The sequence below is a fragment of the Oceanobacillus sp. J11TS1 genome (assembly GCF_018333215.1).
Classification (GTDB): Bacteria; Bacillota; Bacilli; order Bacillales; family Amphibacillaceae; genus Oceanobacillus.
Window position 1 is genome coordinate 89633 of sequence record NZ_BORO01000010.1, and the last position, 13706, is coordinate 103338.

Consider the following 13706-nt stretch of genomic DNA (forward strand, 5'->3'; position numbering starts at 1 on the left):
CACTTGTTAAATCAATAAAAGGTCGTTTAATTTTGCCAGGCTGATCTTAGCTGTTCTCTTTGTAGATTGTTAGCCGTACTAAATAGTTAATCCATCCCCATGTACTATCCGTATAATCATTTGGAGCAGAGCTCATTATCCTTGGACAAAATAATCAGCTCTGCTTCTTTCTTTATAAATCTTGCTTGTTCTAATGCTTTATTTATGGCTTAGTAATAAAAGTTTTTGAAAATAACCGAAGATCAAATGATTATAACGGGTTCAGGTACGAATATGGGAGAACTGTCAGAAGGTGACTTTGTTCTTGTGGATATAGAAACGCAAGAATGGGAAGGGACAAATAAACCTTCTAAGGAAATACCGATGCATCGTGCAATATATAGGAACCGGTCCGATGCAAATGTCATTATTCATGCATCTTCTTTTTGGTCACCTTCATTGCTTGTTCGGAACAAACGATAGAATTAAAATTATTTATTGAATCGAAGTATTATTTGAAGAAAACAGAGGAAGTAGCATATTTCCATCCGAGCAGTACAGCTTTAGGGGGAGGAGTTGAGGAAGCAGCGAAGGAAGCGAATGTTTTGTTTTTGAAAAATCATGGGGTTATCGTTTTTGATGATAGTGTTGAAGAAGCTGTGATGCGATTGGAGACGTTAGAGTTTACTTGTAGGATGATGGTTATGGCAAAGGGTTCGGGTATAGCGTTAAGTGTGTTGTCGGATGGAATGGCGCGGGACTTTTTGGAGAATTCGGGGGATAAGAAGAGGGCGAAGTAGGTTGGTTTGGTGGGAGCTATTCATTCTAGGGTGTTTTTAGCTAGGGTGGGTAGCTTTTTTTGTTGTTACAGGACGGTATGCAATAAGCAGAGATAAACCATTAAAAAATTAATTGAATTAGTTCAAGCAGATATGATAAAGTAAAAGGAACAAGCGTTCCTTTTGGTGCTAAATCACTAGAAAATCTAACAATTGACAACTCAAATAGAAGGAATTTCTGCTTTTTGTCGAAATGTATACTTTATTGAAATAAATTTAAGAAGGGATGATACTATGGGAATTAACGTAAATGGACCTTATATATCTAAAGTTAGGATTAAAAACTTTAGGAATTTCAACGAAGAGGAAGTAAATTTAAGTCATAAACAAGTAATTATAGGAGAGAATAATATTGGCAAAACAAACTTTTTAAGGGCAATACAGCTTATACTTGATCCCAAACTATCTGATGATGATAGAAATTTGATAGAAACAGATTTTTATGAGGGGTTAGACTCTCCTATGGAAAATGGGGAGGAAATTGAGATTTCAATTGATATTAGGGGATTTGATCATAATAAAAATTTATTATCTATTTTAAGTGATGGTACTATAGAGGATAATCCCTGTACAATACGTTTGACATATAGATATTACGCTACTTTAAATAATGATGGTACTTACACTTACCAGTATAAAATCCTTCAAGGTAATAGCGAGGAAATACAATTTACCCATTACCACCGACGTTTTTTGAATATAAAAGTTATTCCTCCGATACGAGATGTTGAAGCGGAGCTGAGAAATAAAAGAAAGTCACCAATTAATCAGTTAATTAAGGAATATGATATAAAACAAGAAGAATTAGAGCAAATCTCGAAGGGGTTAAAGAAAACAAGTGAGGAAGTTCTGACTATAGATGAATTAAAACATCTAACTGAAAGTATTAATAATAGATATTCCAACATTATTGGTCAACAAGTACCTGATACAAAGTTATCTTTAGAAACGATGGATCTAGACCCCAACCGTATTTTAAACTCTTTAAAAATAATGCTGGGTAATAATAAGCGTCCAACTAGTGATACATCTTTAGGATTAACAAATATTCTTTACATATCATTAGTATTGTTGTCATTAGAAGACAAAACAATTCCGCCTATTTTACAGGAGGATACGTATGATAGATTACTGCATGAGGGGAACAGTGACGTACTAAAAACTTGTTATACTCAGAATGAAAGCAGTAAATACCATTTAAATAATGATATATCTGTAGAAGACTACGAAAGATTATATAGCTTTATGGAAGATCAACTCTCTTCAAATAAAGGTTTAACGATTTTAGCTATAGAAGAACCAGAATCTCACTTGCACCCAGCACTTCAGAGAATAATTTATAAAGATGTAATGAGAAGTAATACTTCAGTTTTGATGACAACTCATTCTCCCTACATAACATCCGTAGCTCCTTTGAATTCAATAGTACATCTTCGATTGACTGAAGGAAGTACCTCAATAAAGGCCACGGCATCTTTAGAATTAGATGACAGGGATCAAAAAGATTTGGAAAGGTATATTGATGTAAAAAAAGGAGAAATTTATTTTGGAAAAGGTGTAATTTTAGTTGAAGGTGTAGCGGAGGAGTATTTAATACCTAAGTTTGCGGATTCATTAGGATATCAATTAGATAATAAAGGTATAATTTGTTGTAATATTAATTCTACTAATTTCTACCCTTATGTTAAATATTTAAAAACCTTAGGGATCCCGCATGTGGTAATTACTGACGGCGATTACTATTATAATAAAATGGTAAAAAATAAAAATGGAAAACTAAGCCAAAAAAAGATTTTCCATGAAATGTTTAATGAAAAACACAATGAATTAGGATATGGATATGAGGGATTAGAAAGAACAAAGGATTTAATGATAAACTTAGGAGAAATTTGTAATGATAATATACCAGATGATATAAATGAGGAAGGTAAGTTTTACAGAGAATCAGATGTCTTTATTGGAATGCATACATTAGAAGTTGATATGATGGAAGTTTCAGTTGAAAAAAAGTCTATAGATGTATGGACACAAATTTTTGATGATTTAACAGCTGGTGGGGATGGTCAAAAGAAGAAATTTAAAGATTCTTTGCAAAAAGGTGATTTTGCAGCCTGTTTAAAAAAAATTGAAAGTAACTATTCTAAGATTGGAAAAGGTAGATTTGCTCAAGCATTATCTGCTGAATGCAATAAAAATAATATCCCAGAATATATAGAAGCTGCTATTAAAAGAATATATTTTAAAGTTGATGATGAACAATGACAGATTTATACACAAAAAAATTAAATCAAATAAAGATTGACAAAGAACAATATGATGCTTTCCTATCTAATAAGAGTACAGTTGTAAAAGCGGGTCCCGGGAGCGGAAAAACAACAGTTTTAACAGTAAAAATAATGAATTTACTAAAAGAAAAGATAAAAGAACCAAGAGGTCTAGCGTGCATTACTTTTAGTAATGAAGCTGTAAGTGAATTTACGAGTAGATTAAACAAAATGGGATATCAAAAGAGGAAGAATATTATGCTTAGTACGGTGCACTCGTTTTGTATATCAGAAATAATAATCCCATTTGCTAAGCTATATAATAAAAATATTTCATTACCATTAAGTATTATTTCGGAAAAGGGAGAGCTTTTTCAAAGTATATTAGGAAACTATTCTATCGATCGAAGCCAAGTAAAATTGGAAGATATGGATAATGAAAGAAACATGTTGATTGGAAATCAAAGTAAAGTTGCTATAGACTCCAATGAGCAAGCAAAGAAAGTTGCGCTAGAATATGAACAAAGATTGAAAGAATTAGGGAAAGTTGACTTTATTGAAATTGTCAAAGTTGCAACAGAACTCATAGAAGAACAAGATTATGTTAGAAGATGTTTAGAAGCAAAGTATCCATGGATATTAATTGATGAATACCAGGATTTAGGTAAACCATTGCATGAAATGGTTCTAACATTACTAGCAAAAACTAATATAAAATTTTTTATTGTTGGTGATCCTGATCAATCAATCTATAGTTTCCAAGGTGGGAATCCAGCTTATTTAAAAGAGCTTTTTGAAAAAGAAAATATAAGATCAATTGAACTTAAAACCAATTATCGAAGTAATCAAGAAATTATAGATTTGTCTTCTATAGCGCTTAACCTTGACGACAGGGAATATAGAGCTGGAACTAGGCAAGGTGAAAAAGCAGACATTCGATTTATCACATGTAAAAATGAAATGTCTGATCAATATAAATATATAATTAACAATATCATTCCAGAGTGTATAGGTAAAAATATTCCGTTTGAAGAAATATGTATACTGAGCAAAACATGGGGTGAATTGGAAGACCTTAGTAGGGCAATGGATAATGCAAATATTCCTAATTACTTTGCAAAACAGGGCTTTTTGAAAAATCAGGTTATAATCTGGCTAAAAGATTGTGCTTCATGGGTAACAGGTAGTTCAGCAGTTAGTTTTACTGATATATTCGAATATTGGTTGAAAATAATTTCTTATATAGATGAAAAAGATAAACTATTAAAAGTAAGAAATCTGCATTCTGTTCTTAATAGCAGTAAACAACATCAAAACCAACTAAGTGATTGGGTTCATTATATGTTTGAAGAACTCTCTATAAAAGATAATATCATTCAGAATGAACAATATGATGATAAGAATATTGCCGTTTTGGAAGATTTTTATGATCTAACTTTGACTGGTGAATTAAAGGATTACAGTGTAAAACGATTTTCAGAGTTGGGTAAGCCTAACAATCAAGTTACATTGACGACAAGGCATAGTTCAAAAGGTCTGGAATTTGAAGTGATTGTACTTTTAGGTCTAGAAGAAGGTAATTTTCCTTTTTTCGGAAATGTAGATGATGAATATAAACTAAATGAAGAACGTCGTGTTTTTTATGTGTCTCTTACTAGGGCAAAACGTGTTTGTTATTTATTACGATCTGAAAGAATAACATATAGGACGGGAACGCGTATTAAGGAGCCATCAATGTTTTGGAATGAGTTAATGGAAGCAGTAGAATTACAACGGAAGAATAAATGATTACGCCCACTAAAATGTACTACCCTGGCCATGGGTGATTTACCAGTGAACGCCGCGAAATTTACCACCATTCGCCAAATCTGTTTACTAGACAATGAAAAAGCCTTACAGATTTAATACTGTACGGCTTTTCTTTTCAATTAGGCGTTTCAGCTATATACAAACAAAAAAACACAGTTTCATTTATCAGCTTTATATATCGTAAGCGAGAAATAAATTTGACGCAATGGCAAATAGCCCTAAAAAGAGTAAACTTTTCGTAAAGAAACACTATTAGGGCTATTATGCTCATTTTATACGTTTTGATAGTGACTTCACCTTTGTCTGAATATAATTACTCCTTAGAAAATAGTTTCCCCATTGCTCTAGGTGTTGAAAAATATCAAGCTAAGTACACTACATATACACTGACTGCAGAGCAGGGTGTAATTTTTTAAAACTTTCATATTGTGTTGCATAAACTTCTACTCTTTTTTCATGCGGGATGTTCCTTACAAAGGTATTAACAAATTGTCCATAAGATTCACACCATCCTAGTGCGATAAAGGCAGTAGAGGAAGTTCTAGTATGGTAAATACTGTAAGTTCTCGACCAAATAGCGTATATCAACAAGTTGCGCCTCCTGGTATGATACACACTGGACAGAGCAATGGACTCAAAGCATTCCTGAATGATGGGCGAATTGAAATGGATAATAATCCAGCCAAGAACGCCATCCGTCTCTGCTGGCGAGGCTGTCCCCTCCCAGCACTCACTAAGAGTTGGCACGGTGGGAAAGAAGTTATCACTGTGGCTGATAGGTGCTTATTCCAGAGTAGTTGATTACGGCCACTGGAAATTACCACCTTGCCGTGTTATTTACCAATAAACGCTAAGGAATTTACCATCCTTCGTCAATTTCGTTTACCAGGCAATGAAAAGCCCTACAGATTACCATTTAATACTGTAGGACTTTCTTTTTATCAATTAGTTGTTTTTCAGAAATAGTTATAAAACCAGAAGGGAATCTCACATTATCAGCTTTATAGATTTTCCATGCCAAAATACATCTCAATGTATTTCCGATAATGACAGTTGGATAACTAAAAAACTTTCATAAATATCACTGTGGGTTTCAGAATAAGGAATATTTCTTTCTAAAAAATCCCAAAATTATGATTGTCTAATATAGTGATAATATAGTAATATGAAAGGTAATAATGAGGGATTTTAGGAGGATAGTAATGGATATTAACGATAACTCTTTGATTATTACTAAAGTAATGAGGCAATTATTAACATTAGAGTTTCCTGTTGATAATACAATGCAAGTATTCATTTTTCCCATTAATGCAAATCAATTTGATTATAGTACCACTGTAGATGAATTATTAAATTCAGTTGCTGACTTTGCTTTATCTAGGAAAACTAAAGAATATTTAGCGAAAACAGGTGGAATGAAATTATCTAAGGAAGCGAGGACAAAATTTAAGGACTGGAAACAAAACACTGGAGAGTTAGGTGAATTTTTGCTTTTTTGCTTTTTAGAAGGACACCTGCGTGCTCCAAAAATCCTATCTAAATTGGAGTTAAAAACATCAAGTGAAATGTATGTTCATGGAGCTGATGGTCTTCATTATTTAAAATTACCTAACGATAACTATCAATTGATTTTCGGAGAATCAAAACTGCATAAACCGATTACTAAAGGTCTTCGTGAAGCGTTTAAATCTATTTCAGAGTTTAAGAACTCAGTGAATTCAAAAGGAGAAGAAAAGAGCGGCATTTCTTTTGAAAGAAGTCTCATGTCTAGTAACTTAGATAGAGAAACTTTTTCGGAAGAAGAGAAAGCTTTTTTAAGTAGTATTATATATCCTAGTCGAGGCGAAAACTCGTTTAATGTAGATGATGCATTTGGGATTTTTATAGGGTATGAGGTAGATTTTGAAAATGAACGAAAATGCCTTAAAAATGACGATTTTAGAGAACATGTTGAAACATCTATAAAAGAAACAATAGAGAAACAAAAAGGGAATATAGCTAATTATATTGATGAATTTGATTTACATGGTCATACTTTTTATATTTATGTGTTACCTTTTTCAAAACTAGACGATACAAGGAAAATAATTTTAAAGGAGTTATTAAGCTAATGAATTTTTTTGAAGAATTAACTGAAAGGGCACTAAATGATAGTTATCTTAAATTATTAATTTATAAAGCAGATACTATCTATGGCCAAACTACCTTTGGTAATAGCGAAATTGGAAACTTTACCTCGAAAGAATATTACGACATCCTGAGGTTTGCGGATATATTATCTAGGTCAAAAAAAACTGAAGCTAGAAATACTGCTTTAAAAATAATTAGCCTTCTTTATGAACTTGATGACTATAAGCATGATAATCACTTTAAGAATTTCGCAGAAAGTGTTTTGACTAAATTAGGTAACTTTCCATCTATTAGTATCATTGACTCGGATGGTCAAGATAATAATGATGAAGAGATTAAGATTGATAAAATACTTAAGAGTACAATGCAACAAGCTCCGAATTCCGATTATATTTTTACTGATGCTCAATATGATCTATTTGAAAAAATGAAGGATAGCAATCATTATAGTTTTTCTGGCTCCACATCTTTTGGTAAGTCTTTTATATTTGAAGCTTTTATGAATTATATTATTGACGAGAGAAATGCTTCAGATAATATAGCAATTCTTGTCCCGACTAGGGCCTTAATCAATCAAGTTTGTTTAAAATTAAAGTCCGAGATTGAGAATGAAAAATATAAGATTATATCTCATCCCAAAGTACCACTTCTTTACAGGAAAGAAGATAATAGATTTATTTTTGTATTCACTCCAGAAAGATTAATATCTTATTTTGCAGATTCAAATAATCCGTCTATAAATTATTTATTTGTTGACGAAGCTCATAAATTATTAAGTAGTAAAGATCAAAGGACACCTCTTTTATATCATGCATTAATGCAAGCGAAAAGAAAAAGTGTAAAATTATATTTTGCATCACCTAATGTACCAAATACAGAGGTTTTCTTGCAATTATTTGGGAATAGTATAGAAGAAAGTACTTCAATAACTGAAAGTCCTGTAACTCAGAATCGCTTTTTTATTGATTGTATAAAAGAGAAAGCAGTGATGTTTTCTGAATATGGTCAAGAGATTCCTTTAAACGGTATTAACTACGCAAATAGTGAAATTGAAAATCTTACTGAAGTAGTTAATAAATTAGGTGCAGACAAGCAAAATATAATTTATTGTAATAGAATTGAAGACACAATTAATTTAGCAAGAGAGTTTTCAGCAAATTTAAAAAGTCACCCTAGTAAAAAAATGCAAGAACTTATTAATCTTATAAAAGAAACTGTCCATGATCAGTATTTCTTAATTGATTGCTTAAAAAAAAGAGTTGCTTTTCACTTTGGGAAAATTCCACAACGAATTAGAGAGAGAATTGAAGCTCTATTTCGAAGCGGAGAGATTCGTTTTCTGTTTTGTACCTCGACTCTCTTGGAGGGAGTTAACTTACCAGCTAAAAATATCTTTATTTTAAGTAAAAAAATTGGTAAAAGTAATATGGATGAGGTAAGCTTTTGGAATTTAGCTGGAAGAGCTGGACGACTTACTAAAGATTTAAGTGGAAACATTTTTTGTGTGAGAATTTTTGATAAGGAAGGATATTGGAAAAAACCTGAGGAAATAGATATATTAAAAAACAAAAAAATCACTAAGGTTGAATCTCCATTAATGAAAAAATATGATGGAAATTTATATAAAAATATTAGTAATTCTCTTTCTGGAAAACCATTTACTAACAAAAACCTATCGGTAGATAAAATAAAATATATAAATATATATGGAAATATTTTGTTGTATCATGATATAGTAAAAAGTGATTCAATTCTTCGTAATCGTTTTTTAGAAAAGAATAAGGATGCAAAAATTGTTTTAGAGAAAGTTACTTCAAATATTAAAGTTCCTGATTATATTATTGCTCAAAGCGCAAATATAAAGGTTCATATCCAAAATAAGATACATTCTAGTTTATCCGTTGATGAATTGCCTGAAAAAACTGACTATAACAGTTGCTTAAAAATGTTAAATATTATATATGATTATTATGAATGGGATATAGAGGAAAGTAAAGGCTCAAACCCATTAGTTAAAAATCGATCCCAATTAAACTATTACGCTATATTAATAAATACCTGGGTGAATTCCAAACCATTAAAATATATTATTTCAAATACAATAAAATATTTTGATGAAAATAATAAAATGCTTCTCATTAGGGCTAATGAATTAGAGATATTTAATAAAAAAAGCTCTACACATATTAATATTCTTATTAACAATCTTATTTCCGATATTGAAAATGCTATTAGGTTTAAAATAAAAAGTTATGTTAATAATTATATACTTCTTCTCGAAGAAAGGGGGGTTAAAGTTAAGGCAAATTGGTCTGATTACTTAGAGTACGGCACTATTGATAAGTTTGTAATAGAAATTCAAAATATAGGTTTCCCGCGCCATTTAGCTACATTTTTAAAAGACAATTATCCTTATTGTTTTATCTTTGATGGAGGAGAAATAATAGAATTTGCTTCTTATAAATTAAAAAGTGAAATAGACAAGAAAAGATTTAAAAATGAGTTCAATGAATTATCCGAATTACTAGAATGGACATGATATATAAACTCTGAATATTGAACTTAGTATTTTAATTAAGTTCATAAAATGAATAATTAGGCACGTCCAAAAAATATCCTTTGATTATGTTTTAATTGTTAATAACGACAAAAACAATACACATAATAAAGGATATAGGGCTTTTCGCCGGACTCATTACCGGACAAAAACCGAATTATACCTAAACATAAACTAATGCAAAAAAAGAGAAGAAAATGCCCGAGCGAATCCATTTACCCTTTCCAAAAAAATTTTTTCCAACATATGACCGACTGAAGTTGAGGTTATTGTTAGCTGGTGTGAAACAATTTTAAATGGCATTATGCCAGAGGCAATACAGATTACGTTTATGCATTTAGGCCCAACGTTAAAATGCATCGAGAGAAGTTTAGATGCCGAGTGACTGTGCCGGAATTGTAAACTGGGGAAGGGATTATCAACAACAAAAGGAGTCGATTCATTAAATCCATTTTTTAATCAAGAACTTGAGGAACTAGAGGTAGTAGTTAATCCGCCACCGGTTTCAAACAAACGTTTGAACTAAAGTTGTATAATACAGTAATTTTTCACAGATTATATTATATCTAGCATCCAATGCCCAAAAAATCCGAAACTCTCTTGAGACTTTATTAGGGGAACCTCAGGGGAGTTTTTTGTATAATATGAATATATGCTCATGTATTAAAGTTATACACCTTATCGAATTGCCAACTAAATGGTTATCTTCATCTATTTATCTATTAAATCAATAATTTCCCTAATATCGTGAATACCTAAAGCTTCCGCTATTTTTTCTATATGGTAAAAATTAATATTTTCTCTTTTATGGTTTGATAGCTCGCTCAATGTTGCATGCTGAATGTCAGTTAGTCGGGAAAGCTCTCTTAATGAAATGATTCGGTTACTCTGCGAATAGCTGCTGCAATTCATTCCAGCTATATCTTGTACCATAGGAAATGCCACAGCGGTGACTGCAATTTCAATAGTAATATTTAGGGGAAGCTCCAATGCATCCAGAAACGGGGAGTTTTAATTGCCTCATTTGCTGTCAGCTGAGTTAAGTGGACACAGGGGCAATATAATCAACCCCTAATCCAATTCTACCAGGATAACACCATAGAATACATACAACAAAAATAAAGATTCCAGCCACACCAACACTAAGGAATATTGCTGAAAGCATTGTAGATTTCTTTGGTTCTTGCTTCTCTACAAATCTTGGGTATTAATATTTATTAATTAAGTAATTTAAGAAATAGGCTCTAATGGAATGCGTACAAGCCACAGCAATCCAAAAAAGCTGTTTTTTCCTTCATACTCAGAAAAAACAGCTTATACGATGAGAGTCGCCTCATTATTAAATTATGCCAGTGCTTGCTTCAAATCTTCTATCAAATCTTCTACATCTTCTAAACCTACAGAAAGGCGAATCAATCCATCCTCTATTCCAAGCTCTATTCTACGTTCTCTTGGGATGGAAGCATGCGTCATTTTTGCCGGAAGTGAAATAAGACTTTCAACTGCTCCCAGACTCTCTGCCAGAGTAAAGTATCTTACCTTATTTAGAACTTCCATTGCTTTTTCTTCATTTTCTACTGTAAATGACACCATACCGCCATAACCACCAGATTGCTTAACATGAATATCATGATTTGGATGCGCTGGTAAACCTGGATAGTATATCTTTTCTACTTGTGGATGCTTTACAAGAAATGCAACAATTTTATCCGTGTTACTCTCAATCTCTTCCATTCTAACACCTAATGTCCGGATTCCACGAATTAGCAGCCAACTATCATAGGGAGCAAGAACTCCGCCGGTTGCATTTTGAATAAAATGAATATCTTCTCCTAGTTGTTCATCGTCCACTACGATTAAACCTGCTACAAGGTCACTATGTCCTCCCAAATATTTTGTGGCACTATGGATGACAATATTTGCTCCATTTTCAATTGGCGATTGCCAGTATGGTGTATTAAATGTATTGTCCACAATTAATTTTAAGTTATTTTCTTTTGAAATACCCGCCAAGGCCTGAATGTCAGTTATTTTAAGTAATGGATTTGTCGGGGTTTCCATGAAAATAGCTTTTGTTTCTTGACGAATATTTTCTTTCACTTTTTCTAAATCGCTTGAATCTATAAATGTCACATCGATATTCCGATTGTTTAATATTTTTGTCATGTAGCGATAGGTTCCACCGTATACATCATCAGTAACTAGGATATGATCTCCTGCCTGAAATAAATCCATCACGGCCGCAATCGCCGCCATTCCAGAAGCAAAAGCAAAGCCGCGCTTCCCTTTTTCAAGATCGGCAATCAGTGTTTCTAAAGCTTCTCGTGTAGGGTTTCCTGTCCGTGCATATTCGTAAGTGAAATTGCCGACACCATTTTGTCTAAATGTACTCGCTTGGTAAATTGGTGGCGACATTGCACCAACATTTTTATCAATATCAACTCCACCATGTATTAATTGTGTCTTCTTTCTCATATTAATCTGCCCCTCCGTAAATTCCCGTACTTAGGTAACGTTCGCTGCTATCTGGAAAAATAGTTACTATATTTGTACCTGGTTTTGCGTTTTCGGCTTCTCTTAAAGCAGCTTCTAATGCAACTCCAGAAGAACTGCCAACAAGTAGACCTTCATATTTTGCTAGTTCAACTAATCTAGTAAATGCTTGTTCATCGGTAATGGTATAAACCTTGTCAAATAGACTCCGATCCATGAAATCAGGGATGAATTCCAGCCCTATCCCTTCCGTTTTATGTGGGCCAGGATCACCACCATTCAATATAGAGCCTTCTGGTTCTACAATGACCGTCTTTACATGGGGAATCTTTTCTTTTAAATAACGTGCTGTACCAGTAAACGTCCCGCCGGAACCAGCACCTGCGATAAAAATATCAACTTTGCCATCCAGGTCGGTCATGATCTCAGGCCCGAGCGTGTCATAGTAGGTATTTGGGTTATCCTCATTATAAAATTGATTGGGAATATAAGCTCTTGGATTTTCACTCCCAAGCTGTTTTGCCTTTTGAATTGCATATGCCATCCCTAGCTCTGTCGGTGTATTAATTACCTCAGCTCCTAGCGCACGCATGAGAATTTGTTTTTCCCGGCTGAACTTTTCGGGAGTAATGAAAACAGCCTTTAATTTATAATGAATCGCTGCAAGTGCTAAGCCAATCCCTGTATTACCTGCTGTTGGCTCAATCACTGTGTCGCCCTCTTGTAATTTCCCTTGATCTATTGCTTTTTGAATGAGATAAAATCCTAATCGATCCTTGATGCTTCCGCCAATGCTTTGAAACTCTAACTTTGCAAATAGCCTCACATCTTTTGGTAAATCATATGCTGTGATTTCAAACATTGGTGTGTTCCCAACCAATTGACTGAGTCGCTGTATGATATTCATTTTTCTACCACCTGCTTCTTCATACTTCCTTCATCCAGATATTCTATTATGCAAGCTTTGTTTTACCTTCATATTGCGCTTCCATAATCCAGACAAAATCATTCATTTGTTCAAATTTTGTTGTGAATCCATACTTGTCGAGTATTCGTTTCATCTGAGGTATGGTCGTATAATATTCTGTCTGCAAATCCTTTGCTAACCGGTGATATTCCTTACTTTTTGCCTGCAGATAGGCTTCTTCTTGCTTTTCTTTATTCTCAAAAATGGTGTCCCCAAATATAATTTTCCCTCGTGTTGCTAATATGCTGCTATAGAGCTTTATTGCTTGCTCTTTTTCACAATCGGTTAAGTGATGAAAAGCATAGCTGCTCACAATGGTGTCTACTTTTTTATCTAAACTGGGGAAAGATAGAAAATTACCCTTCATAATTTTCACATCTGGAAGTTTTTTTCGGGCAATGCTTCTCATATTTTCTGAAGGCTCAATGCCAACAACCTCTAATTTATTTTCAAGGAGTTTTTTTGTTAAATTACCTGTTCCTACACCAAATTCAATCACATGGCCATGTGCACAATCACTAATTTTACGAAGGATCATTTCATAATTTCTAAATACCTCCCGATATTCTAAATCTCCTCCATAAACTGTATCATCATAGCTCGCTGCCCAAGCATCGAATAATTCATTAAATTGTTCACTCACACTAAACACCTTATTTCTATGATTT

The 13706-nt window shown here is 33.0% G+C and carries 11 protein-coding genes; 6 read left to right on the forward strand and 5 right to left on the reverse strand.

The annotated features are described in order from the left end of the window. Nucleotides 1-225: 225 nt before the first annotated feature. The 4 genes from KI343_RS20360 (at nt 226) to KI343_RS10090 (ending at nt 4870) form a co-directional block, all read left to right on the forward strand. Nucleotides 226-462: a class II aldolase/adducin family protein gene (locus KI343_RS20360; protein WP_212926293.1), complete on the forward strand. Its 237-nt coding sequence runs from the start codon at nt 226-228 to the stop codon at nt 460-462. Further along, entirely contained in the window at nt 426-779 is a 354-nt protein-coding gene (locus KI343_RS20120; protein WP_280530130.1) for a class II aldolase/adducin family protein, read from the forward strand. The genes KI343_RS20360 and KI343_RS20120 overlap by 37 nt, the downstream gene beginning before the upstream one ends. A gap of 273 nt (nt 780-1052) precedes the next feature. Then, the gene (locus KI343_RS10085) at nt 1053-3080 is read left to right on the forward strand and encodes an ATP-dependent nuclease (protein WP_212926295.1); all 2028 of its coding nucleotides are present in this window, start codon (nt 1053-1055) and stop codon (nt 3078-3080) included. Beyond that, complete coding sequence (locus tag KI343_RS10090; protein ID WP_212926296.1) at nt 3077-4870, forward strand: ATP-dependent helicase; 1794 nt, start codon at nt 3077-3079, stop codon at nt 4868-4870. Before KI343_RS10085 ends, KI343_RS10090 begins: the two co-directional genes overlap by 4 nt. A gap of 396 nt (nt 4871-5266) precedes the next feature. Here KI343_RS10090 and KI343_RS10095 read toward each other — a convergent pair whose 3' ends face one another. Then, nucleotides 5267-5479, reverse strand: coding sequence for a hypothetical protein (locus KI343_RS10095; protein ID WP_212926297.1), 213 nt, complete (start codon nt 5477-5479; stop codon nt 5267-5269). Nucleotides 5480-6093: 614 nt separating this feature from the next. Between KI343_RS10095 and KI343_RS10100 the strand changes: the two genes are divergently transcribed. Beyond that, nucleotides 6094-7002, forward strand: a complete 909-nt coding sequence (locus KI343_RS10100; protein ID WP_212926298.1) for a HamA C-terminal domain-containing protein — start codon at nt 6094-6096, stop codon at nt 7000-7002. Then, on the forward strand, nt 7002-9560 hold the full coding sequence (locus KI343_RS10105) for a DEAD/DEAH box helicase (RefSeq protein ID WP_212926299.1): 2559 nt from the start codon (nt 7002-7004) through the stop codon (nt 9558-9560). The genes KI343_RS10100 and KI343_RS10105 overlap by 1 nt, the downstream gene beginning before the upstream one ends. 729 nt (nt 9561-10289) lie before the next feature. Here KI343_RS10105 and KI343_RS10110 read toward each other — a convergent pair. The 4 genes from KI343_RS10110 to KI343_RS10125 form a co-directional block, all read right to left on the reverse strand. Then, a complete protein-coding gene (locus KI343_RS10110; RefSeq protein WP_244856880.1) occupies nt 10290-10511 on the reverse strand; it encodes a helix-turn-helix domain-containing protein in 222 nt (73 codons plus the stop codon). Between the two features lie 411 nt (nt 10512-10922). Beyond that, nucleotides 10923-12053, reverse strand: a complete 1131-nt coding sequence (locus KI343_RS10115) for a bifunctional cystathionine gamma-lyase/homocysteine desulfhydrase (protein ID WP_212926300.1) — start codon at nt 12051-12053, stop codon at nt 10923-10925. 1 nt (nt 12054) lies between these two features. Beyond that, nucleotides 12055-12978: a PLP-dependent cysteine synthase family protein gene (locus tag KI343_RS10120; protein ID WP_212926301.1), complete on the reverse strand. Its 924-nt coding sequence runs from the start codon at nt 12976-12978 to the stop codon at nt 12055-12057. A gap of 46 nt (nt 12979-13024) precedes the next feature. Beyond that, nucleotides 13025-13681, reverse strand: coding sequence for a class I SAM-dependent DNA methyltransferase (locus KI343_RS10125; RefSeq protein WP_212926302.1), 657 nt, complete (start codon nt 13679-13681; stop codon nt 13025-13027). Nucleotides 13682-13706: the final 25 nt, after the last annotated feature.

What these genes read in the sequence shown, in the direction of transcription:
- KI343_RS10085 (WP_212926295.1), top strand. Translation starts at nt 1,053, where the DNA reads ATGGGAATTAACGTAAATGGACCTTATATATCTAAAGTTAGGATTAAA.
- KI343_RS10090 (WP_212926296.1), top strand. Translation starts at nt 3,077, where the DNA reads ATGACAGATTTATACACAAAAAAATTAAATCAAATAAAGATTGACAAA.
- KI343_RS10100 (WP_212926298.1), top strand. Translation starts at nt 6,094, where the DNA reads ATGGATATTAACGATAACTCTTTGATTATTACTAAAGTAATGAGGCAA.
- KI343_RS10105 (WP_212926299.1), top strand. Translation starts at nt 7,002, where the DNA reads ATGAATTTTTTTGAAGAATTAACTGAAAGGGCACTAAATGATAGTTAT.
- KI343_RS10110 (WP_244856880.1), bottom strand. Translation starts at nt 10,511, where the DNA reads ATGGTACAAGATATAGCTGGAATGAATTGCAGCAGCTATTCGCAGAGT.
- KI343_RS10115 (WP_212926300.1), bottom strand. Translation starts at nt 12,053, where the DNA reads ATGAGAAAGAAGACACAATTAATACATGGTGGAGTTGATATTGATAAA.
- KI343_RS10120 (WP_212926301.1), bottom strand. Translation starts at nt 12,978, where the DNA reads ATGAATATCATACAGCGACTCAGTCAATTGGTTGGGAACACACCAATG.